The following is a 22,550-nucleotide window of genomic DNA, read 5'->3' as shown; positions in this document are numbered from 1 at the left end:
GTCAGAAGGTCAGGTTCCAGGCGTCGATCTTCCCGGTGTCCGCGCTCGCGTTGTCGTTCACACGGAGCTTCCAGACGCCGTTCGCCACCTCGGAGGAGGCGTTGACGGTGTACGTCTGGACGATGTTGTCGGTGGAGCTGCCGGTCCGGTTGTGCAGGACGTAGACCGAGCCGTCGGGGGCGACGAGGTCGACCTTGAGGTCACCGATGTAGGTGTGCTTGATGTCCACGCCCACCTTCAGGGTGGACGGGGCGTTGCCGGAGACGCCGCTGACGGTGATGGCGCTCTCGACGGTGGTGTTGTCGGAGACCGTCACGTCGGTGAGGTTCTCGAAGGACGTGCCGGGCTGCGGCGGGGTCGAGCCGCCGACGGCCTTCAGGGCGTCCACGCGGCCCTCGCCGAAGAAGCTGTTCTTCGCCGTGGTGCCGGTGCAGCGGGCGTCCGACGGGCAGGCCAGGTCGGTGGCCTGCTCGCCGAGCTTGGCCCGCAGGTCCGCCGGGGTGTACGCCGGGTTGGCGCTGGCCATGAGGGCGGCGACGCCCGCGACGTGCGGGGAGGCCATCGACGTACCGCTCAGCGAGGAGTACTTGCCGCCGGGGACGGTGCTGTAGACCGACTCGCCGGGCGCGGAGACCTCGATGACGTCGCGGCCGAAGTTGGAGAAGGACGCCTTGGACGTGCCGCTGGTGCCGTTGGCCGCGACCGTGACGACGCCCGGCAGCTCGGCCGGGATGTCGAGGCAGTCGTTGGTGATCGTCCGGGTCACCGGGGTCGAGTCGTTGGGGCTCGACGAGTCGGTGGTCTTGTTGGCGAGGTCGACGTTGGAGTTGCCGGCCGCCGCGACCTGGAGCGAGCCCTTGCCCTCGGCGTAGGCCTGGGCGCGGCCCACGCCCTCCAGGATGGCCGCCTGGTCGAGGTTGTTCGGGCAGTTGAACTGCCACGGGTCGGTGTAGTAGCTGTTGTTGGTGACCTTGAAGCCGTGGTCACCGGACCACACCAGGCCGCAGATGGTGTTCTCGGCGAAGAAGAGGGTGCTGCCGGGCTCGGCGATGCGCACCGAGGAGATCTTCACGCCCGGCGCGACGCCGATGGCGCCCTTGCCGTTCTTGGCCGCCGCGACCGTGCCGGCCACGTGGGTGCCGTGCTGGTCGACGTCGCGCCAGGCGCCGATGCGGGTGTCCGCCTTGCCGTAGGCGCAGGAGACCGAGTCGGCGGCGTTGAAGTTCGGCGCCAGGTCCTGGTGCTGGTCGTCGACGCCGGTGTCCAGGATGCCGACCTTGACCGAGGCGGAGCCCGGGTTGACGGCCCAGGCCTGGTCGGCCTTGATCTGGGTCATGTCCGAGCGGACGGGCTCCGTCGACGGGGCCGCGGCCTGCGACGGGTTCGCCGGGAGCGCCGGGTTGTAGGCGTCGGCGGGGACGTCCGAGGTGCGGGTCGCGCCGACCTTCTGCACGCCGGAGACGCCACGCATGGTGGTGGCGAAGGAGGCGGAGGTCGAGTGGGCGACGATCACGCCGATGGCGTCGAAGGAGGAGAAGACCGAACCGCCGTTCGCGGCCACCGCGTTGCGGACCGCGGTCGTGTCACCGGGGGTGGTGATCACCAGGTAGGCACGGGTGCCGGCGGCCCAGGCGGCGGGCGCCTGCTGGGTGGTCCGGGCGTTCGCGGTGAAGGCCGCGAGCGGCTCGTTGTCCACCGGGGCGGCCTGGGCGAGGGAGACCGGGCCCGCGAGGGCCAGGGTCGTGCCGAGGGCGATCGCCGCGAATCTCATCCGGCCGGATATGTGGGAAAACAATGCGTCCTCCGATGGCCCGGTGGCGCGGGTGGCGCCGGCCGGGCCCTGTGATGTGTGGGGTGGACGCAAGATCCCAGACGGGGGGCGCGGAAGGAAGTGTTCTGTCCGACAAGCCCGTTCACGTAACAAAATCTTGACTTGAACATGGCGAAAAGGGGCGGATTTCCGGCTCCGCCCCCTTCCGCGCGCGTGCGCCTACTTCAGGTAGGGGCCCGCCGTGCCGATCTTCCCGGGCCCGTTCAGGACGTACACCCGGAGGTTGCCCTTGCCGGGCGCGCCGACCGTGAGGGTGCCGTTGGAGACCGTCTTCACGTCGCCGGTGACGGCGTCGGTGTACGTGCCGTTCGGGATGCCGTTGTACGTGGCTCCGCCCGAGACGGTGACGAGCGCGAAGCTGTCCGTCGAGCCGCTGGTGTAGCGGCGCTTGAAGGCCATGCCGCCCGAGATGCCCTCGGTGGAGTACTGGCCCATCTGGAGGGCGGGGATCGCCCGGCGGATCTCGTTGAGCCGCTGGACGTGCTTGACCAGGGGCTGCTGGAGGGTGGTCGCGACCTGGCCGCTCGCTCCGGAGACCTTCGAGAAGTCGGAGGCGGTGACGGTGCCGGCCACGTGGTCGCCGTAGTAGGCGCGGCCGGTGGTGGCCAGCGGGCAGGTGGGCCCGCAGTCGATCTTCCGGCCCTTCTGGAACTCGATCTCGGAGCCGTAGTAGAGCGTCGGGATGCCGCGGAAGGTCCACATCAGGGACATGTTCTCGGCCCAGGCGTCGGTCCCGCCGGTGTACCGCTCGCTCGACTTGTTCGGGCCGTAGTCGTGGCTGTCGACGTAGACGACGTTGTAGGTGGCGTCGTTGTAGCTGTCGTCCGAGTCCTTGCCGTTGGAGAAGGCGTTGTACGCGTCACCGAAGTTCATGTGCATGCGCATGTCGATGACGTTCATGCCCGAGAAGCGGCTGTGGTCGGGCGCGTGGTAGCTGTTGCCGTTCAGGAAGGCGTTGGTGGAGGTGGGCTGGTTGCCGGTGCCCTGCTGCTGCTCGTAGTCGTACATCTCCAGGGCGGCCTTGGTGTCGTCGGCGTCGTACTCCTTGCGCTCCTTCCAGGTGAAGAACTGCGCGGAGTGGTTCACCGAGCCGCGGTTCCACTTGTCGTTGACGAAGGCCGCGACCTCGCCGAAGACGAAGAAGTTCTTCGCCGCCTCGGCGCCGTGCCGCTGGGTGACCCGCTCCTGGATCGCGGGGAGGAAGCGGCGGTTCCAGGTGGTGCGCGGGATGTGCACGGCGGTGTCGACGCGGAAGCCGTCCACCCCCATGTCGATGTACTTGTCGTACGCGCCGATCAGGTAGTTCTGGACGGTCGCGTTCTCGGTGTTCAGGTCCGCCAGGTCCTCGTGCAGCCAGCAGGAGCGCGAGTCCTCGCCCTCCCAGTTGCCGATCCAGCACTGGTGGAAGAGCTCCTTTGGGAACATTCCCGAAGTGGGGCTCGGCCACTGGCAGTTGTAGAGGGTGTAGCCCTCGGCGCTCTTCCCGCCGGTGGGCTTGCCCCAGTTGACGCAGGTGTTGCCGGTGGGCTCGGCCGTCGACCAGAGGTCGCCGTTGTAGTACGACTTGCCGGTCTTCGGGTCGATCGTCAGGCCGTCGTACTCGAAGCCGGGCTGCTTCTCGTCGTAGTACCAGCTCCACTGGGTGTCCCGGACGCCGTACACGGTCGGCGTGAACAGGCCCTTGGCGCCCCAGCGGGACGAGTGGTTGTAGACGACGTCCTGGTAGATCTTCATGCCCTTGGCGTGGGCGGCGTCGATGAGGTCCTGGTAGGAGGCGCCCGCCGACTCCAGGCGCGGGTCGACCTTGTAGAAGTCGTAGCCGTGGTACCCGTGGTAGTCGTAGTCCGAGCGGTTGAGCACCACCGGGGTGACCCAGACGGCGGAGAAGCCGAGGCCCTTGATGTAGTCGAGCTTCTGGACGAGACCCTTGAAGTCGCCCCGGAACATGGGGTCGTCGTTCGCCGCGTTCCCCGACTTCACGTGCTGGCTGCCGCCCCGGTTGTTGGAGGCGTCGCCGTCGTAGAAGCGGGCGGTGAGGACGAAGTAGATCGGGTCCTTGCGCGGATCGGTCCCGAGCGGCTTGCCGTCGGCCGGGGCGGTGGGCCTGTCGCCGGTGGTGGCGGTGGCCGGCGCGGAGGCGGTCGAGACGTTCCCGGCGGCGTCCATGGCCTTCACCGTGTAGGTGTACGCGGTGCGTTCGGCGAGGTTCGTGTCCGAGAAGACCGTCGAGCCGACGTCGGTGACGACCGTGCCGGTGGTGCCGCCGGTACGGGTGACCTGGTACTTCGTCACGCCCCGGTCGTCGGTGGCGGCGTTCCAGGAGAGCAGCACGGAGACGCCGTCGGCGGTCGCGGTGAGGCCGGCGGGGGCGGTGGGCGCCTGGGTGTCGGGCGGGGTGGCGGCGCAGGGGTCGGTGGCGTTCGCGGTCACCACCCGGTCCCGGACCGTGGAGGTGCCGGTGCCGATCGTGTAGTCGGCGCCGCCGTTGTTGTCCCAGACGCCGTTGCCGTTGTTGAAGGCGGCCTTGAGGGAGGTGGCGGAGCCGAGGTCCAGCTCCCGCTTCCACCAGCCGGTGCAGGCGGCCGTCATGCCGAGACCGGGCGCGGCCGTCCACGCGCCGCCGGCCGGCTGGTAGTGGACGTTCACCGTCGACCAGCCGAGGGAGGCCGAGGAGTAGTACACCGTCGCCTTGTTCGCGGTCGGCGGGGGCGTGTCGGCGCAGGGGTCGGAGTGGGCGACGACGCCGTCCTTCACGGTGATGTTCCCCGTGCCCAGCGCGTAGTTGCGGCCGCCGTTGTTGTCCCAGGTGCCGGTGCCGTTGTTGAAGGTGGCCTGGAGCCCGGTGGCGGAGCCGAGGCTGACGGTCTTCTTCACCCAGTCGGTACAGGCGGGCTCCATCGCGGTGCCGGGGACGGTGGTCCAGGACCCGCCGTCGGGCGCCCAATGGAGGTTGTAGGCCGACCAGTTCTTCGTCTTGGTCCAGTAGTGGACGGTCGCCGTGTTCTCGGCGACGGCCGCCGCCGGTGCGGCGTCGAGGGCCGGGACGGCGGTGGCGGTGCCGCCGGGCGGCGCGGCCATCAGGCCGGCGAGGCCGGCCGCGGCGCCGAGCAGCGCGAGCGCGCGCCCGCGCCGCCGTGTGCGGGTGGGGGTCATGCGGTTCTCCAGACGAGGGCGCGCCGGGACGGGGGCCGGTGGTGAGGCGGGGATCGGCCCCCATGGAAGCGCGTGCGGAAACTTGCGGAAACTTCTTGCGTCGGCGGGAAGTTACCCCCGTGAGGCGCGCGCGTAAAGAGTCCGCGTCGAAGCGGTTCGAACGCGGTGTCCGGATGCCGGGACGGCGGTCGGGACGGCGGTCAGGATGGCGGCCCGGACCGCGGCCGGGTCAGGGACCCTGGGATCCGCTCCGCTTCAGGTACGGCGCCAGGAGGGTGCGCCAGGACGAGTCGATGCGCCGGTACTCCGCCGGGCAGAGCGCGGCGCGGTCGCGGGGGAGCACCCCGTCCGGGTTCCCCTCCGCGTCCACCGCGTCGGTGAACCGCCGGGGATCGGAGCCGTAGAGCCAGCAGGCCCAGTTGAAGAAGCGCTGCCCGTCGAGGGAGTGGACGTCGGAGTACGCGGCGACCCCCGGGTCGCCGCCCTCGGACGCGGCCCAGAGCGCGCCCCAGGCGTTGACGGTCGAGATCGCGTAGTCGGCGTGGCGCTCGTCGCCGGAGGCGAGCAGGAGGACGGCCAGCTGGTCGACCGCGTCCTCCTCGCGGCCGGTGACGGGCAGGTCGTAGAGGTCGACGAGGGCGTGGCCGAGCTCGTGGAAGACGACGCCGTGGGAGAGGCCGACGACGTCCTCGTCGATGTCGTCGCCGACGGGCGTCCGTTCCGCGGGGGCGCCGTCGGCGGCGGCGCGGGCGAAGACCCGCCGGGCGTCGGCCACGAAGCCGTAGCAGTAGGTGATCCGCCCGGTGGTCTTGGACCAGAAGGGGTTGGGGGCCTCGCAGCGCGCGGCCCGCAGCGGCACGTCGTGGGGCAGGGCGATCCGCGCGTCCGCGTAGGCGGCGGCGTCCTCCAGGATCCGCCGCTCGCGCAGGAACGCGCGGGCGGCGCGCTCCTCGGGGGTGCGCGGCTGCTCGTACCCGACGACGAGCCGGCCCGTGCCCTGGGAGGGCGCCGCCGGGGTCGCGGCGCAGCCGGCGAGCAGAGCCACCGCGGTCAGGGCGGGGGCGAGTCGGCGCACGCGGGCTGCGGCGGGCATCGGCGGCACCTCGTCTCGTGGGCGTCCCTGCCGACGAGCCTGGCCGCGGCGGGTGCCGGGGGCGAGCCCGCGGCGCCGGACGGGTGAGCCGGGGGCCGCCGGGCCCCGGGCATGGGGCCCCGGCGCCGGGCCCCTGGCCCCGGGGTCGAACCTCAGCCCCGGGGCCAGGGGCGGCCCTCCAGGCGCTCGATGTCCCGGTTGAAGCGCTCCAGGAAGCCGGCGAAGGTGTCGACGTCCTCCGGGGACCAGTGCTCCATGATCCGTTCGAGCCCGCCGATGTTGAAGGAGCGGTCGGCCTCCAGTCGGCGCTCGCCCTCCTCCGTGATGCGGAACTTGCGGGCGATGCCGCCCTCCGGGTCGGGGATGCGCTCCACGACCCCGGCGCGGAGCATCGCCGCCGTCTGCCGGTTGAGGGTGGAGGCGTCGAGCCCGAAGGCGTCGGTGAGCTGGCCGATGGACATGGGCCCGTGCATCCGGATCCGGGTGAGGAGCACGTACGCGCTGCGGTCGAGGCCGCCGGCGCCGACCCGGGTGCGCGGCGCGTGGAGGTGCGAGTGCCGGCTCAGCAGCATCGTCTCGAACTCGACGCGGTCGGTGGGCTTCTCCACGGGCTTGTCCATGGGGTCATTCTCCCCTGCGAGAGCGTGGTATGCGGCATGCATAACTTGTGCATCGTGCACTTGCTATGCATGATGCATTGAGTGTGCATGATGCACAAATCGTGATGCGCAAACCGTGATGCGCAGATATTCGCTCCAGACCTCAGGGAGACACCCGTGGACCGCGCCCAGACCGACGTACGCCCCGGAGGCGTCGTCGGCGTCCTCGCCTTCGCCGGCATCGTGGCGGCACTCATGCAGACCCTCGTGGTGCCGCTCATCGGCGACCTGCCGCGTCTCCTGGGCACCGGCGCCGACGACGCCTCCTGGGTGATCACCGCCACCCTCCTCGCCGCCGCCGTCGCCACCCCCGTCGCCGGCCGCCTCGGCGACACCCTCGGCAAGCGGACCGTGCTGCTCGCCTCCACCGTCCCCCTCGTCGCGGGCTCCGTCGTCTGCGCCCTCGCCGACTCCGTCGTCCCGATGATCGTCGGCCGCGGTCTCCAGGGCCTCGGCATGGGCATCGTCCCCGTCGGCATCAGCCTGCTCAGGGACGTCCTGCCGCCCGAGCGGCTCGGCGGCTCCATCGCCCTCATGAGCGCCTCCATGGGCGTCGGCGGCGCCCTCGGCCTGCCGTTCTCCGCCGCCGTCGCCGAACACGCCAGCTGGCGCGTCCTCTTCTGGGTCGCCGCCGGCCTCAGCGCCGTCGTCGCCGTCCTCGTCCACCGGCTCGTCCCGGCCGGCCGCCGCCACCCGAACCCCGGCCGCTTCGACCTGCCCGGCGCCCTCGGCCTCGGCGCCGGTCTCGTCTCCCTGCTGCTCGCCGTCTCCAAGGGCGCGACCTGGGGCTGGGGCAGCGCCACCACCCTCGGCCTCTTCGCCGCCGCCGCCGTCGTCCTCCTCGCCTGGGGCTTCTGGGAGCTGCGCACCCGCGACCCGCTCGTCGACCTGCGGGTCACCGCCCGCCCGGTCGTCCTGCTGACCAACCTCGCCTCGGTGCTCGTCGGCTTCGCCATGTACGCCCAGTCGCTGGTCGTCCCGCAGCTCCTCCAGCTCCCCGAGGCCACCGGCTACGGCCTGGGCCAGTCGATGATGGCGATGGGCCTCTGGATGGCGCCGGCGGGCCTCGCGATGATGGCGCTCGCCCCGCTCGGCGCCAAGCTGTCCGCCGCCCGCGGCCCCAAGGTCACCCTCTCCGTCGGCGCCCTCGTCATCTCCGCCGGCTACGCCTCCTCGCTCGCCCTGATGGGCTCCACCTGGGGCCTGCTCGTCGTCACCCTGATCTGCAACACCGGCGTCGGCCTGGCGTACGGGGCGATGCCCGCGCTCATCATGGGCTCCGTGCCCGCCGAGGAGACCGCCTCCGCCAACAGCTTCAACACCCTGATGCGGTCCATCGGCACCTCGGTCTCCGCGGCCGTCATCGGTGTCGTCCTCGCCCAGATGACCACCACCCTCGGCGGCCACGCCCTGCCGTCCGAGGACGGCTTCCGGGCCGCCCTGCTCATCGGCGCCGGCGTCGCCCTCCTCGCCTCGCTCGTCGCCGCCCTCATCCCGGCCCGGCACACCCCCGCCGCGGACACCCCCGACGAGACCCCCGCCCCGCAGGCCGCCCGCGCCGCCTGAGCCCGCGCCGCCCGCGCCCGGGCCGTACGCGGAGTCGGGTACGGGTACGTGGCCACCGGCCCCGTACCCGTACCCGTACCGCTCACCGCGTCCCGTCCGCCTCCAGCGTGAACAGCGCCCCGTCCGGGTCCCGCACCACCACCCGGCGCCCGTCCCCGCCGGCCTCCGGCTCCCGGGCGCCGCCCCACTCGCCGCCCGGCACCACCAGACCGCCGTGCTCCGTCACCGCCGCCACCGAGGCCGTCACGTCCGGCACCCGGAACCGCACCAGCCAGCGCGGCCGCAACTGCGGCCGGGGCGAGGCCGCCTCCACCGGACCGCTGTCGAGCCGCGCCACCGCCACCCCGTCACGGCGCAGCACCACCCGGTCCTCCTCGTACGAGGTCTCGCAGCAGCCGGGCGCGTCCTCCGTCCAGCGCAGCACCCCGCCGTAGAACACGGCCGCGTCGAAGGCGTCCCGGGTGTGCAGCTCCACCCACGCCGGGGCGCCCCGCTCACCCACGTGCCAACGCGACACCAGGCGCCCCTCCCACACCGCGAACGCCGCGCCGTCCCGGTCCGTGGCCAGCGCCACCCGCCCCTGCGGCGGGTACGCCACCGGGCCCACGCCCACCGTGCCGCCCCGCTCCCGGATCCGCGCCACCGCCGCGTCCGCGTCCTCCACCGCGAAGAACACCGTCCACGCCACCGGCACCGCCAGCTCGGCCGCCAGGGCGGCGATCCCCGCGACCGGAACCCCGTCCCGCTCGCCCACCGCGTACGCCGAGCTCGCCTCCAGCCTGCCCGGCCGGAACGTCCAGCCCAGCACCGCGCCGTAGAACCGCTCCGCCGCGCCCAGATCCCGCGTCGCCAGACTCAGCCAGCACGGCGCGCCCAGCGCCTCCGCCGTCGTCGGCCCCGTCACCGGACCACCTCCTCGACCGAGCGTCCGCCGCCCGGACGCCACGCCGCGCGCCTTCCCCGGCCCGGGGCCCCGCACACCCCATGTCACCCTGACGGCCCCGCCCCTCAGGCGGCGGCGAAGGGCTCCGCCAGGGCCTGCGAGAGGTGGTGGTGCAGCAGGCCCAGGGGCGGCCGGTCCGGCGGGAGGAGGAGGGCGGCCAGCTTCCAGTAGCGGGCCATCACCGTCGTCTCCTCCCGGGCCAGCAGGCCGACGAGGCGCTCGCGGAAGGCCGGGGAGTCGGGCTCCCCGAGGGCACGGGCGTACGCCTCGGCGAAGCAGTCCAGGACGCCGCGGCCGGCCGGCGGCCGGCCCGCCAGCACCTCCGCCCCCGCCAGGTCGTACGCCTCCGCCAGCCCCTCGTACAGGACCGCCGCCCGGTAGCGCTCGCCCGGCAGCGGCGGGCCCGGCGCCCGCTCCGGGCGCGGATCCGAGACCAGGCCGCGCAGCAGGGCGAACGCACGCACCTGGGCGGGCGTCGGGTCGTCCGGCGGCAGCGGCACCACCTCGTCCAGGACCCGGGCCACCAGCGGCGACGGCAGCCGCACCGGGAGCGAGCGACGCCAGAAGCGGACCACCGCGTCCGTGTCCGGAGGCAGCGGACCCGCCCCCAGCAGGGGCAGCAGCTCGGCGCGTTCGGGACCCTCGCACTCCGCGAGGAGCCGCAGCGACGCCTCCCGCCACGCCAGGGCCGCCCGCTCGCGCGCCACGCCCCGCAGCTCCCCGGCCACCACGTCCGCGAGCCGGCCCTCGTCCTCGAGGGCCCGCGCCACCTCCGGCACGGCGAGGCCGAGCGCGCGCAGCGAGCGGATCTCCCGCAGCCGGGCCAGCGCCCCGGGGCCGTACCGCCGGTGACCGCCGCCACTGCGCCCGGCCTCCGGCAGCAGCCCCCGGTCCGAGTAGTACCGGACCGTCTTCACCGTCACCCCGGCCCGGCCCGCCAGCTCGCCGATGCTCCACGTCCCGTCGTCCGCGCCCGCCACCCCGCACCTCCGCCGCCTGCCCCGGCCCCCGTGTCCGGGGTGGAATCTCCCCCAGGGGGAGTTCCTAGTCTGCCGGAGGCCGCTGGGGCCGCGAGACGCGAGGAGGCGACGATGACGGCGTTCGTACTGGTGGGGGGCGCGTTCACCGGCGGATGGGTGTGGGACGGGGTCGCGGAGCGGCTGCGGGAAGCGGGGGACGCCGTGCACCCGGTGACCCTGGACGGCGGTGCGGACGCCGGACTCGGCACGCACGTGGGGGAGTTGACCGCGCTCCTCGACCGGATCGACGAGCCGGACGTCGTCCTCGTCGGACACGACTACGGCATCCACCCCGTCCTCGGCGCCGCCGACCGGCGGGCGGACCGCGTCTCCCGGGTGGTGTACGTCGCCGCCGGGCTCCCCTCGGACGGGGACCCCGCCCTGCTCCTCGTCCGCGACGAGGAGGTCCGCGCCCGGCTCGGCCACGACACCTCGCCGCTGCCGCCGCCCCGGGGCCCGGAGTGGGCGCGCTGGGGGAGTCTCGACGGACTCTCCGCCGAGGACCTGGACCGCCTGGACCGGCTCGCGGTGCCGCAGCCGGCCCGCACCCTCACCGAACCCCTCCGGCTCGGCGGAGACCTCGACCGGGTGCCCGCCGCCGCGGTCATGTGCACCGGCGACGGACCGGGCGTCGACGTCGTCGAGATGCTGGTCCGCACCGGCCCGCCGCGCTTCCGGAAACTGGCCGGCCCCGGCTACGCCTTCCTCGAACTCGCCGCCGGACACTGGCCGATGCTCTCCCACCCGGGCGAACTCGCCGACCTGCTGCGGCGTGCCGCCTCGGGCGAGGGCCGCCGCATCACCCTCGGCGACGAACAACCCTCTTACGAACAGCAGGAGTTCCTGCTGCCCACGCAGGAAGTGCCGTACGAGCGGTACGAACGCCTCGACGTGTACGCCCCCGACGCCGAAGGACGGTGGCCGGCCGTCCTCCTCGTCCACGGCGGCCCCGTCGACGCCGACCGCGTCCCCACCCCGCGCGACACCCCCTTCTACCGGGGCTACGCCCGCCACCTGGCCGGCCTCGGCGTCGTCGGCGCCACCGTCGACCACCGGCTGTACGCCCTCACCGACTACGCCCGCGCCGCCGGCGACGTCACCGAGGCCCTCGAACGGCTCCGCGCCCACCCCCGGGTCGACCCGGACCGCATCGCGCTCTGGATCTTCTCCGGCGGCGGTCTGCTCGCCGCCCACTGGCTGGCGTCGCCCCCGCCGTGGCTGCGCTGCCTCGCCCTCTCCTACCCCGTCCTCGCCGCCCCGCCCGGCTGGGAGACCGTCGAGTCGCGCTTCCGGCCCGTCGACGCGCTCGCCGGCGCCGGGCCGCTGCCCGTGGTCCTGGTGCGCGCCGGAAGGGAACACCCGGCGTTCGCGGCGACGGTGGAGGAATTCCTCGCCGCCGCCGGGAAGCACGGCACGGACGTCGAGATCGTCGACGTGCCCGACGGCCGGCACGGCTTCGAGGCCCTCGACCGCACCGACGCCTCACGGGACGCCGTCGGCCGCGCCGTCCGGGCCGTGCTGAGCCGGGTGACCGGCGTGGAATGACGGGCCGGGATCGTGGTGCCGCCCCCCGACGGCACCACGAGCTCACGCCCGGCCGGCCGCGCGGTCCGGGTCCCAGCCCCTTCGCGGCACCGAACCCAACAGGAGCCGAGTGTAGGGGTGTTCGGGAGAGCCGAGGACACGGTCGACCGAACCGGACTCCACCACCCGGCCCGACCTGAGGACGAGCACGTCGTCCGCGACGTGCCGCACCACCGCCAGGTCGTGGGTGACGAAGAGGTAGCCGATGCCGGCCTCGCGGCGGATCTCCCGCAGCAGTTCCAGGATCTGCGCCTGGATCGACACGTCGAGCGCGGCGACCGCCTCGTCGAGCACGAGCACCCGGGGCTCCACCGCCAGCGCGCGGGCGATCGCGACGCGCTGGCGCTGACCGCCGGAGAGCCCGCGCGGCAGCGCCGCCGCCTCCCGCGCGCCGAGCCCGACCCGGTCGAGCAGGTCGGCGACCCGCGCCCCGCGGGCGGCGGCGTCCAGCGAGGTGTGCAGGCGCAGCACCTCGTCGAGGCAGCCGCGCACCGGGATCCGCGGGTCGAGCGAGAGGTACGGGTCCTGGAAGACCATCTGGATCTCCCGTGCCCGGGCGAGCCGTTCGGCCCGTCCCCGCGCGCGGGCCGAACGGTCCCGGCCGTCGAGCCGGACCGTGCCGGCGTCGGCCCGCTCCAGACCGACCAGCATCCGCACCGTGGTCGTCTTGCCGCTGCCGGACTCGCCGACGATCGCCAGCGACCCTCCCGCCGGGAGCGTGAACGACACGCCGTCGACCGCGAGATGGTCGCCGTACCGCTTCCGCAGGTCCTCGACGACGAGGCCCTTCTGCGTCGCCGTCGTCACAGCGCGATCCCTTCGTCGGCACGGAGGCACGCGGCGAAACCCTCGCCGTGGCGTGCCAGTTCGGGCTTCTCCTCGTCGCACCGCGCCACCGCGTGCGCGCAGCGCGCGGCGAACGCGCAGCCCTGGGGGGCCTCCGCCAGCGACACCGGACGGCCCGGGATCGCGCGCGGCGCGGGCGCGCCCGCCTCGATCCGGGGCGTGCAGGCCAGCAGGCCCGCGGTGTAGGGGTGGCGGGGGCGGTCGAACAGCTCGTCGGTGGACCGGGTCTCCACGATCCGGCCCGCGTACATCACGTACACCCGGTCGCAGATCGCCGAGGCCAGCTCCAGGTCGTGGGTGACGAAGAGCATGCCGGTGCCCCGCTCGGCCCGCAGCCGCGCCAGGATCGAGATGACCTCGGCCTGGGTGGTGACGTCCAGGGCGGTGGTCGGTTCGTCGGCGACCAGCAGCGCCGGCTCCGCGGCGAGCGCCGCGGCGATCACGACCCGCTGGAGCATGCCGCCGGAGAACTGGTGAGGGTGGCGGCGCAGCGCCCCGCGCGGGTCCCGGATGCCGACCGCGCCGAGGAGCTCCTCGGCGCGCGCGGTGGCCTTCGCCGCCGGGGTGCCGGAGGCCCGCAGGCCCTCGGTGAGGAAGTCGCCGACGCGGCGCAGCGGATTGACGGAGGCGCGCGGGTCCTGGAAGACCATCGCGACCTCCCGGGCCCGCAGCGCGGCGAGCCGCGCCCGGTCCATGGTGAGGACGTCGGCGCCGTTCACCCGGACCTGCCCGGTGGTACGGGAGCCCTGCGGCAGCAGACCGAGGACGCTGCGGCAGGCGACGGACTTGCCGGAGCCGGACTCGCCGACCAGGCCGACCGTCTCCCCGGCGCGCACGGTCAGGCTGACGCCGTCGAGGACGGGCCGGGCGGCCCGGTCGCCCGGGAGCCGGAGTCCGAGGCCGTCGATCTCCAGGACGGGAGGGGGTGTCTGGTGGGTCATGGGGTTCCCTTCTCCCGACGGGCGATGCGGTCGGCGAGGCCCTCGCCGACGATGCCGAAGGCGACCACCGCGAGCACGACGCACACGGACGGCGCGAGCGCCGGCAGCATCGCGCCCTGGAGCACGGCGCCCTGGCCTTCGTTGATCATGGCGCCCCAGTCGGCCGTCGGCGGCTGCACGCCGAAGCCGAGGAACGACAGGGCCGCCAGGTCCATCAGCGCGTAGCCGAAGTTCATCGCCGACTGCGCGAAGACCGTCGGCGCGATGTTCGGCAGCAGATGCCGGACGCACACCGTCCAGCCGGACCAGCCCTGCACCACGTACGCCTCGACGTACGGCCGCGCCTTCTCCTGCCGGGCGATGCCGCGCACGAGCCGTCCCACGTACGGGGTGTACGCGACGGCCATGGCGATCACCGGGGCGGTCATGCCCGGGCCGGTGACGGCGACGAGCAGGATCGCCATCATCAGCCCGGGGACCGAGAAGACCAGGTCCATCGCCCGGGACAGGAGCGTGTCCGTCCAGCCGCCGCGCCAGGCCGCCACCACGCCGAGCAGGGTCCCGAGCAGGGTGGAGACGGCGACCACGAGGAGCGGTCCGAGGAGGCCCGTGCGGGCGCCGTGCAGCAGCCGGGACAGGATGTCGCGCCCGGACTGGTCGGTGCCGAGGAGGTGGTCGCCGGAGGTGCCGACCAGGCTGGCTCCCAGGTCCAGGGCCTCGGGGTCGTACGGGGCGAGCAGCGGGGCGCACACGGCGACGAGGACGAGTGCGGCGAGCACCGCGACCGAGGCCGTGAACAGCGGACCCTGCCCGAGGAGGCGCAGCCTCCGCAGGCCGGGCCTGCGGTACGGCACCGTGGTGAGGGTGGTGGTCATGAGGAGCCTTCCCCGGGGGAGAGACGGGGGTCGATGAGGGGGGCGAGGAGGTCGACCGCGAGGTTGACGAGGACGAACGCCGTCACGCTGAGCAGGGTGACCGCCTGCACGACCGCGAAGTCCTGGGAGGTCACCGACTGCACGAGCAGCGACCCGAGGCCGGGCACGTCGAAGGCGGTCTCCACGATGGCGGTGCTGATCAGCAGGCCGGCGAGCATGGTGCCGCCGACGGTGACGACCGGGCCCAGCGCGTTGCGCAGCACGTGCCGGCGGACCACGGTCCGGCCGGCGACGCCCCGGGCGCGGGCCACCTCCACGTGCTCGCGCCCCAGTTCGTCCAGCATGGCCGAGCGCGTGACCCGGGCGAGCAGGCCCGCGAAGGTGAGGGCGAGCGCGAAGGCCGGCAGCGTCAGCTGGTGGAGCCGGGGCCCCAGGCCCTCGGCGGCCCCGCCGCCCGGCCCGGGGAACCAGCCCAGCTGCACCGAGAAGACCGAGACCAGCGCGATCGCGGTGACGAAGGACGGGGTGGCGGTGGCCACGCCCGTGCCGATGAGGACGGTCTTGTCGACCGGGCCCGGGCGGAGCGCGGCGAGGATGCCGGCGCCGACGCCGAGGACGGCGACGAGCAGCGCCGCGTACCCGACGAGCAGGGCGGTGCCGGGCAGCCGGGAACCGAGGAGCGCGGTGACGTCCTGGTGGTACTGGGCAGAGCGGCCGAGGTCGCCGCCGAGGACGCCCCCCAGCCACCTGCCGTACTGGACCACCAGCGGCTCGTCCAGATGGTGCTCGGCGCGCAGCGCCGCCACGGCCTCGGGGGTCGCCGGGCGGCCGTGCAGCAGGAAGGTGACCGGGTCGCCGGGGGCGAGGTGCACGGTGCCGAAGACGACGACCGAGGTCACGAACAGCACCGCCACCAGGCCGAGGAGCCGGCCGACGAGGAAGCGGGTCATGACCGAGAGGCCCCGATCGTCGCGGCCCACGGGTAGTAGAGCTGGGCGATGCCGGTCGGCGCGCCGGTGATCCGCTTGCCGAGGAAGACCGAGTACGGCGCCTCGTACACCGGGATGACCGGCAGCTCCCGCAGGGCGATCTCCTGCACGTCGGCGGTCAGTTCGGTGCGCTTGGCGGGGTCGTACTCGGTGTTGGCGCGGTCGAAGGCGAGGTCGTACTCGGCGTTGGACCAGTTGCCGTAGTTCCCGAAGTCCCCGGTGCGCAGGTACTGGTAGAACTCCAGCGGGTCCGGGGTGTTGTCGTAGCCGTTGGTGACGACGAGGTCGAGCCCGTCGCGGGCGGCCGGGTCCACGAAGAGGTTGCTGTACGCGTCCGGGGAGACCGGCTGGAGCTTCACGTCCAGGCCGATCTGGCGGCCGGCCGCCTGCACGGCGTTGGCGACGACGCTGATCTCGGGAGCCAGCGAACTGGTCGCGATGGTCACCTTCCTGCCGGTGGCGCCGGCCTCCTCGATCAGCTTCTTCGCGCCCGGCACGTCGTAGGCGGGCTCGGGCAGCGTGTCGTGGAGCGCCGCCGTCTTCTCCGGGACGAGCGACCAGGCGCCGCGTGCGGCGGGAGCCTTGGCGGGTACGCCCACCCCGCCGGCGGCGGCCTTGACGATGTTCTTGCGGTCGAGCGCCATCGACAGCGCGCGGCGGACCCGCAGGTCGCCGAGGGTGCCCTTGAAGTTCGTGACCGCGAGGTCGGCGGCGGCCGTGTTGGGACCGAAGAGGAGCGAGCCCTTGCCGCTGGTGCGCAGCTGCGCGAAGGAGGAGGACGGCACCAGGTAGCCGCCGTCGGCGGTGCCGGAGAGGAAGGCGTTGGCGCGGGCCGCGGCGTCCTCGATGAAGGTGAACTTCACCGACTCCGACTTCGGGACGAGCTTCTCGTCCCAGTAGTCGGCGTTCTTCTTCAGGGTGATGCTGTCGCCCTGCGCCCACTTCTCCAGGGAGAAGGGGCCGGTGCAGTTCAGCCGGCCCTCGGGGGTGCCGTAGTCCTTCCCCTCCTTCGCGAGGGAGGCGGCGCTGACGACGGTGCCGGGGGAGGCGGCGAGCAGCTCGTGGAAGAGCGCGTCGGCCTTGCCGAGCCGGATCGTCACCTCCAGCGGGCCCGTCTTCTCGATGGCGTCGACGGTCTTGAAGGCGGAGCCCCACGGGGAGCCGGTGGCCGGGTCCATCTGCCGCTTCAGGGAGGCGACGACGTCGTCCGCGGTCATCGTCGTGCCGTCGTGGAACTTCACGCCGGGCCGCAGGGTGTAGACGAGGGTGCGCGGGTCGGGCCGCGCCCACTTCACCGCGAGACCGGGCTCGATCCTGAGGTCGGGGGTGACCCGCAGCAGCTGCTCGCAGACGTTGGCGAGGACGGTGTTCGGCGGGTAGTCGTACGCCAGGGCGTAGTCGAGGGTGTACGGCTCCGCGTAGAGCGACCACGTGAAGGAGTCGAGCGGGCCCTCGGCGGCGGGCGAGGTGGGGGAGACCGTGTAGTCGGCTCCGCCGCCGGTGCCCGGCCGCGGCTGCGTGGCCCCGGAGCAGGCGGTGAGGGAGGCCGCGACGGCGGCGGTACAGACGAATGCGATGAATCTGGGCGTACGCATGCAGACCCACCCCTTTACGGGTGTAGTGACGGGCGCTGGGGGGATGGAGCGAGTATTGATGCGGGAACGTTCCCGCACAAGAGTTCCAGCGGGTTTGCGGGAACGGTTTTCCCAAGGTCAGAGGGGTGGCAGCATCAGCACCATGACCGAAGCCTCAGAGCATGACGGAGCGACCCCGGAACGCGGTGGGCAGGTCGCGGGGTGGGGTGGCGGCGGAAGCGGTGGACGGGGCCCGGGAAGCGGCCGGGGGGCCGCGCCGGCCCCACGGTCCGCACCGCGCGTCCGGCTCGTCGACGTCGCCCGCGAGGCCGGCCTCTCCAAGACCACCGTGTCCGCGGCCCTGAACGGCACCGGCCGGCTCTCCCCCGAGGTCCGGGAGAAGGCCCGCGAGACCGCGCGCCGCATGGGCTACCGGCCCAACGCCACCGCGCGCCAGCTGCGCGCGGGACGGGCCCGGCTCATCGGCTACGTGGTCGGCGAACTGGCCGACACCCCGTGGACCTTCCTGGAGTCGCCGTACTTCGCCCGGCTCACCGGCGCCACCGCCGCCACCGCGCTCGCGCGCGGCTACGCGGTGGTGCTGCTGCCCGCCGGCTCTCTGCAGAGCGAGTGGGCGGCGCTGCCCCTCGACGCCGTGGTCGTCGCCGACCCCGTCGCCGACGACCGGATCGTCGAGGACCTGCTGGCCGCCCGCATCCCGGTCTTCAGCGACCGGTCCGTGGAGGGCCGGCCCGGCGCCCACTGGGTGGACGTCGACGCGGCGGACGCCGTCGGCCAGGTCCTGGACCACTTCCACGCCCAGGGCGCCCGCCGCCCGGTCCTCGTCGTCCCGGACAGCACCACCCGCTTCCACCGCGAGGTGGACGCCGCGCACCGGGCCTGGTGCGCCGCACGCGGGCTGCCGGAGCTGACCGTACGCGCCGCCGAGCCCGGCAACGGACCGGTGATCCAGGCGGTGGAGACCGCCCTGGGCACCGGACCCGACCGCCCCGACGCCCTCCTGCTGGTCGCCGAGGCCAGCCCGCCGCTCGTCCTGGACGCGGCCCGCCGCCACGGCTACGACGTGCCCGGCGACCTCCTCCTCGTCTGCGTCAGCGAGGACGAGACCGCCGTCCACACCCAGCCGCCGGTGACCACCCTGAGCCTCCGCCCCGACGCGGTCGCCGAGGCGGGGATCGCCCACCTCATCGCCGTACTGGAGGAGGGGCTGGAGGAGACGGGCGGGGCGCTGGTGCCGGTGCGGCTGGAGGTGCGGGGGTCGTCGGTGCGGGCGAGCCCGGCATGATCCGGACGAGACGGCCTAGGCCTCGTACACCGGCCGGCCGCCGACGTACGTCCGTTCCACCCGCGCCTCGGCGATCTCGTCGGCCGGTGCGGTCAGTACGTCCCGGTCGAGGACGACGAGGTCGGCGAGGTGGCCGGCCGTCAGGCTGCCCGCGTCGTCGTGGCCGTTCACGTGCGCGGCGCCGGCCGTGTACGCGGTGAGGGCGGAGAGCAGGTCGATGCGCTCCTCCGGGTAGAAGACCCTGCCGTCGGGGGACTCCGGGCCGCGCCGGTTCACGGCCACGTGGATGCCCTCCAGCGGGTTCGGGCTGGAGACCGGCCAGTCGCTGCCCGCCGCCAGGGTCGCCCCCGACCGCAGCAGCGAGCCGAACGGGTACTGCCAGGCCGCCCGCTCCTCGCCGAGGAACGGGATGGTGAGCTCGTCCATCTGCGGCTCGTGCGCCGCCCACAGCGGCTGGATGTTGGCGATGGCGCCGAGCGCGGCGAACCGGGGCACGTCGGCGGGGTGCACCACCTGGAGGTGGGCGAGGTGGTGGCGGTTGCCGCGTCGGCCGTTGGCCGCGATCGCCGCCTCGACCGCGTCCAGCGCCTCCCGCACCGCACGGTCGCCGAGGGCGTGGAAGTGCACCTGGAAGTCGAGCGCGTCGAGCTCGGCGACGTACCCGAGCAGCGCCCCGGGGTCGACGAAGCTGAGCCCGGTGTTGCCGGTCGCGCAGCCGCAGCCGTCGAGGTACGGGGTGGTCATCGCGGCCGTGAAGTTCTCCGCGATCCCGTCCTGCATGATCTTGACCGAGCCGGCGCGGAACAGCCCCGAGGTCAACTGCTTGCGTCGGTCGACCAGTTCGGGGATCTGCTCGGCCCCGCGCTCGCGGTCCCACCACAGCGCGCCCGTCACCCGGGCGGTCAGCGAACCGTCCTCGGCCGCCGTCAGATAGGCGTCCGACGGGTCCGGCATGCCGTTGAACGAGCCGAGCAGGGCGTCCTGCCAGCCCGTCACGCCCAGCGAGTGCAGCAGCCGCTGCGCCCGCAGCAGCCCCGCGAGCCGGTCCTCCGGGGTGCTCGCCGGCACCAGGCGGGAGACCAGGCCGGTCGCGCCCTCCTGGAGCATGCCGCTCGGCGTGCCGTCGGCCTCCCGCTCGATCCGGCCGTCCGCCGGGTCCGGGGTGCCGGCGGTCAGCCCGGCCAGCTCCAGGGCCCGGGTGTTCGCCCAGGCGCCGTGGTGGTCGCGGTTCGACAGCAGGACGGGGCGGTCGGGGACGACCGAGTCGAGCAGCTGACGGGTCGGCAGGCCGCCCGCGAAGCTCTCCATCGACCAGCCGCCGCCGGTGACCCACTCCCGGTCGGGGTGGGCCTCGGCGTACGCGCGGATCCTCGCCAGGTAGTCCGCCACGTCGACGCTCTCGGTGAGGTCGCACTCGGCGAGCTCTGCGCCGCCGCCGACCGCGTGGATGTGGGCGTCCTGGAAACCGGGCAGCAGCAGCCGGCCGGCCAGGTCCACCACCTCGGTGCCGGGGCCGATCAGCTCGCGCACCTCGTCGTGGCCGACGGCCGTGATCCGGTCGCCGGAGACGGCGAGCGACGTGGCCCGGCTCCGTGCCGGATCCAGGGTGAGGACGGGGCCTCCGGTGAAGACCAGATCGGCCTGGGGCATACCAGCTCCCTTGTGCGGCCGCGCCGGGGAGGGCGCGGGGCGGACGACGACGGCCGGCGGGCGAGGGGTGCCGCGCGGCGGGCGTCGGACGGAGTCCGGCCGGGCGCGGCCACCGGATCGCACCGGCGCCGCCGCACGGCTGACGGGCGCCATGGAAGCCCGCGAGCCGTTTACACGTCAATGGTGTTGACGTAAGGTCCCGGCCATGTCCGCACGCGTCGTCCCCGAAGGCAGCAGGCAGCGCCGCCGCCCCACCAAGCAGGGTGCCGTCCTCTCCGAACGGCTCATCGTCGACACCGCACTGCGCCTGGTGGCCCAGCACGGCGCCGAAGCCCTCTCCGTACGCCGACTGGGCGCGGCCCTCGGCGCCGACCCCAGCGCCCTCTACCGCTACTTCCGCAACACCGACGCCCTGCTCCTCGCGATCGCCGACGAGGTCATCGGGCGGGCGCAGGAGGGCTGGGAAGCGACCGGGGACTGGCGGACCGACCTGCGGGCGATGGGCCTGCGCATCCACGGGTCCTACGTCGCCCAGCCGCAGGCCGCCCTGCTGGCCGCGCACCGCACGACCGGCCGCCCGCACGAGACGCGGGCGGTCGAGAAGATCCTCGGCATCCTGCGGGACGGCGGCTTCCCCGACCCGCTGGCGGTCCGCGTCTACCACGCCTTCGTGGACCAGGCGTTGGCCTTCGCCGCCCAGGACGCGGCCGCCGCCGCGCTGCCGGAGGCGGCGGGCGAGGCGGACCGCGAGGTCTGGGGGCAGGTGTACGGCCGCCTCCCGGCCGAGACCCATCCGCACGTCGCGGCGACGTTCCCCCTCCTCGTCGCCGACATGCGCGACAGCGGCTATCCGTTCGCCCTGGAGCTCATGCTGACGGCCCTGGAGACGCTGCACCCGGACGCGGCGGGAAGCCCGAAACGGGCCCGGAGGAGCGGCTCTTGACTTCCCGTCAGGAAGCCGGGACGGGCGTGTGGCGGCCCACCGCCGCCAGGTCCGCCGAGATGCGTGCCGCCGTCTCCCCCAGGTGAGGCAGGACGGCCGCGAGGCTCTCCTCCGGTGCGCAACGGCCCGCGTTAAGAGCGATGTTGAGCGCCGCGACCACCCGGCCCGCGCCGTCGCGCACCGGCACCGCGATCGACCGCAGCCCCTCCTCCAGCTCCTCCTCCACCCAGCCGAAGCCCCGCTCGGCGGTCACCGCCACGGCCTCCCGCAGCTCACCGGAGCCGGTCAGGGTCCGGGGCGTCAGTGCCTCCGGCGTGATCCGGCCGAGCCGGCCGTCCCGCTCGGCCTCCGGCAGGGCCGCGAGGAGCACCCGCCCCATCGAGGTGGCGTACGCCGGCAGCCGGGTGCCCACCACGATGTCGATGCGCATGATCCGGCTGCCCGCCACCCGCGCCACGTACCGGATGTCGTCCCCGTCGAGCACCGCCACCGACGCCGACTCCCGTACCGTCCGCACCAGTCGGACCAGGTGCGGGGTGGCGATCTCGGGGAGGGTGAGCGCGGCGAGCCGGGCGTGGCCGAGTTCCAGGACGCGGGGGAGGAGTACGAAGCCGCCGGCGTCCTCACGGACGTACCCCAGGTGGCACAGGGTGATCAGCGACCGGCGGGCGGTCGCCCGGGGCAGCCCGGCGAGCCGCGCGAGATCGGTGAGCCGGGCGGGCCCGCGGGCGGCCCCGAAGGCGCGCAGCACGTCGAGCCCCCGGGCCAGCGACTGGAGGAACCCGGCCCCCAGCTCCTCCTTCAGCGCGCGCCCGGCGGGCCCCACGGCCCGCGGCTCCGCCTCCGGTGGTACGGCTCCGAGCGCGAGGGCCGCCTCCATCGCCGCGACCGTCTCCCGCAGCGGCGGCAGGGCGAGCGACTCCAGGGCGGCGGCGTCGTGCCGGCTGGTGTGGCTGACCACGCTCACCGCGCACACGACGGCTCCCGCCGGATCCCGTACGGGCAGGGCCACGGCGACGAGCCCCGGCTCGATCAGCTGGTCGTCGACGGCCACGCCCCGCTCACGGGCCTCCCGCACCCGCGCCGCGAACCCGTCGTCCCCGTCCGGGACGCCCTCCCCGGCGGCGAACAGCGCGCCGGGCGCGCACCGTCCGGCCGGCAGCAGGTCCCCGGGCCGGAAGGCGAACGCCAGGGCTCGCCGCCGGCTCGCCTGCGCCAGGAAGCGGACCCCGTCCCCGTCGGGCACGGCCAGCGACACCGGCTCGTCGAGCCGCTCGGCGAGCGCGGCGGCGTGCGGCCCGAGGAGCGCCGGCAGCCCGCAGAAGTCCAGGTAGGCGTTCCCGAGCTCGGCCGCCCCGGGCGCGAGCAGCAGATCGCGGCCTTCGGCGCGCAGCATCCCGAGGGCGGTGAGCGTGGTCGCGATCCGGTCCACGGTCGCCCGCGCGAGCCCCGTCTCCCGCGCCACCTCCCCGACCCCGCGCCGGCCGCCGTCCCCGGCGACCACGGCCCGCACCACGGCGAGCCCCCGTTCCAGCGGCCCGACCGCCTCGGCCGGCCTCGTCGTCGCCATGGCCTCTC

At 74.2% G+C, this 22,550-nt stretch carries 17 protein-coding genes; 4 read left to right on the top strand and 13 right to left on the bottom strand.

What is annotated here, in order from left to right:
• Position 1 precedes the first annotated feature (1 nt).
• From AB0E19_RS03065 to AB0E19_RS03050, 4 genes are all read right to left on the bottom strand, one after another.
• Positions 2 to 1,771: a S8 family serine peptidase gene (locus AB0E19_RS03065; protein ID WP_362172205.1), complete on the bottom strand. Its 1,770-nt coding sequence runs from the start codon at positions 1,769 to 1,771 to the stop codon at positions 2 to 4.
• 219 nt (positions 1,772 to 1,990) lie between these two features.
• Entirely contained in the window at positions 1,991 to 4,984 is a 2,994-nt protein-coding gene (locus AB0E19_RS03060) for a carbohydrate binding domain-containing protein (RefSeq protein ID WP_362172202.1), read from the bottom strand.
• Positions 4,985 to 5,213: 229 nt separating this feature from the next.
• Entirely contained in the window at positions 5,214 to 6,077 is an 864-nt protein-coding gene (locus tag AB0E19_RS03055) for a DUF4344 domain-containing metallopeptidase (RefSeq protein ID WP_362172200.1), read from the bottom strand.
• 152 nt (positions 6,078 to 6,229) lie between these two features.
• Positions 6,230 to 6,685 carry a MarR family transcriptional regulator gene (locus tag AB0E19_RS03050; protein ID WP_360611139.1) on the bottom strand — a complete coding sequence of 152 codons (456 nt, stop codon included), beginning with the start codon at positions 6,683 to 6,685 and terminating at the stop codon, positions 6,230 to 6,232.
• Positions 6,686 to 6,853: 168 nt separating this feature from the next.
• Between AB0E19_RS03050 and AB0E19_RS03045 the strand changes: the two genes are divergently transcribed.
• Positions 6,854 to 8,302 carry an MFS transporter gene (locus AB0E19_RS03045; protein ID WP_362172198.1) on the top strand — a complete coding sequence of 483 codons (1,449 nt, stop codon included), beginning with the start codon at positions 6,854 to 6,856 and terminating at the stop codon, positions 8,300 to 8,302.
• An 82-nt stretch (positions 8,303 to 8,384) separates the two neighbouring features.
• On the opposite strand, the gene AB0E19_RS03040 is transcribed toward AB0E19_RS03045, so the two are convergent.
• Both AB0E19_RS03040 and AB0E19_RS03035 read right to left on the bottom strand, forming a co-directional pair.
• Positions 8,385 to 9,206, bottom strand: coding sequence for a VOC family protein (locus AB0E19_RS03040; protein ID WP_362172195.1), 822 nt, complete (start codon positions 9,204 to 9,206; stop codon positions 8,385 to 8,387).
• Between the two features lie 104 nt (positions 9,207 to 9,310).
• Positions 9,311 to 10,225, bottom strand: coding sequence for a MerR family transcriptional regulator (locus AB0E19_RS03035; protein ID WP_362172192.1), 915 nt, complete (start codon positions 10,223 to 10,225; stop codon positions 9,311 to 9,313).
• 111 nt (positions 10,226 to 10,336) lie between these two features.
• Between AB0E19_RS03035 and AB0E19_RS03030 the strand changes: the two genes are divergently transcribed.
• Entirely contained in the window at positions 10,337 to 11,809 is a 1,473-nt protein-coding gene (locus tag AB0E19_RS03030; RefSeq protein WP_362172189.1) for an alpha/beta fold hydrolase, read from the top strand.
• A gap of 42 nt (positions 11,810 to 11,851) precedes the next feature.
• Here AB0E19_RS03030 and AB0E19_RS03025 read toward each other — a convergent pair whose 3' ends face one another.
• From AB0E19_RS03025 to AB0E19_RS03005, 5 genes are read right to left on the bottom strand one after another with little or no spacing between them, the layout of a single operon-like run.
• Positions 11,852 to 12,616: an ATP-binding cassette domain-containing protein gene (locus AB0E19_RS03025; protein WP_362172345.1), complete on the bottom strand. Its 765-nt coding sequence runs from the start codon at positions 12,614 to 12,616 to the stop codon at positions 11,852 to 11,854.
• Positions 12,617 to 12,651: 35 nt separating this feature from the next.
• Complete coding sequence (locus AB0E19_RS03020; RefSeq protein ID WP_362172186.1) at positions 12,652 to 13,635, bottom strand: ABC transporter ATP-binding protein; 984 nt, start codon at positions 13,633 to 13,635, stop codon at positions 12,652 to 12,654.
• Positions 13,632 to 14,510 (bottom strand): ABC transporter permease, encoded by an 879-nt coding sequence (locus AB0E19_RS03015; RefSeq protein ID WP_362172183.1) that lies wholly within the window; start codon positions 14,508 to 14,510, stop codon positions 13,632 to 13,634. The genes AB0E19_RS03020 and AB0E19_RS03015 overlap by 4 nt, the downstream gene beginning before the upstream one ends.
• The gene (locus AB0E19_RS03010) at positions 14,507 to 15,460 is read right to left on the bottom strand and encodes an ABC transporter permease (RefSeq protein ID WP_362172180.1); all 954 of its coding nucleotides are present in this window, start codon (positions 15,458 to 15,460) and stop codon (positions 14,507 to 14,509) included. The genes AB0E19_RS03015 and AB0E19_RS03010 overlap by 4 nt, the downstream gene beginning before the upstream one ends.
• On the bottom strand, positions 15,457 to 17,094 hold the full coding sequence (locus AB0E19_RS03005) for an ABC transporter substrate-binding protein (protein WP_362172177.1): 1,638 nt from the start codon (positions 17,092 to 17,094) through the stop codon (positions 15,457 to 15,459). Before AB0E19_RS03005 ends, AB0E19_RS03010 begins: the two co-directional genes overlap by 4 nt.
• Before the next feature lie 142 nt (positions 17,095 to 17,236).
• On the opposite strand from AB0E19_RS03005, the gene AB0E19_RS03000 reads away from it, so the two are divergent.
• Positions 17,237 to 18,379, top strand: a complete 1,143-nt coding sequence (locus tag AB0E19_RS03000; protein WP_362172174.1) for a LacI family DNA-binding transcriptional regulator — start codon at positions 17,237 to 17,239, stop codon at positions 18,377 to 18,379.
• A 15-nt stretch (positions 18,380 to 18,394) separates the two neighbouring features.
• Here the strand turns inward: AB0E19_RS03000 and AB0E19_RS02995 are convergent, their stop codons facing one another.
• Positions 18,395 to 20,029, bottom strand: a complete 1,635-nt coding sequence (locus AB0E19_RS02995; RefSeq protein ID WP_362172171.1) for an amidohydrolase — start codon at positions 20,027 to 20,029, stop codon at positions 18,395 to 18,397.
• 205 nt (positions 20,030 to 20,234) lie between these two features.
• Between AB0E19_RS02995 and AB0E19_RS02990 the strand changes: the two genes are divergently transcribed.
• Positions 20,235 to 20,972, top strand: coding sequence for a helix-turn-helix domain-containing protein (locus tag AB0E19_RS02990; protein ID WP_362172168.1), 738 nt, complete (start codon positions 20,235 to 20,237; stop codon positions 20,970 to 20,972).
• A 7-nt stretch (positions 20,973 to 20,979) separates the two neighbouring features.
• On the opposite strand, the gene AB0E19_RS02985 is transcribed toward AB0E19_RS02990, so the two are convergent.
• Positions 20,980 to 22,542 carry an IclR family transcriptional regulator C-terminal domain-containing protein gene (locus AB0E19_RS02985; RefSeq protein ID WP_362172165.1) on the bottom strand — a complete coding sequence of 521 codons (1,563 nt, stop codon included), beginning with the start codon at positions 22,540 to 22,542 and terminating at the stop codon, positions 20,980 to 20,982.
• Between the last annotated feature and the right edge of the window lie 8 nt (positions 22,543 to 22,550).

This window comes from Streptomyces sp. NPDC047974 (assembly GCF_040653375.1).
Taxonomy (GTDB): domain Bacteria; phylum Actinomycetota; class Actinomycetes; order Streptomycetales; family Streptomycetaceae; genus Streptomyces.
The sequence above is the reverse complement of the archived record's forward strand: the minus strand, read 5'-3'. Positions and strand labels throughout refer to the sequence as shown.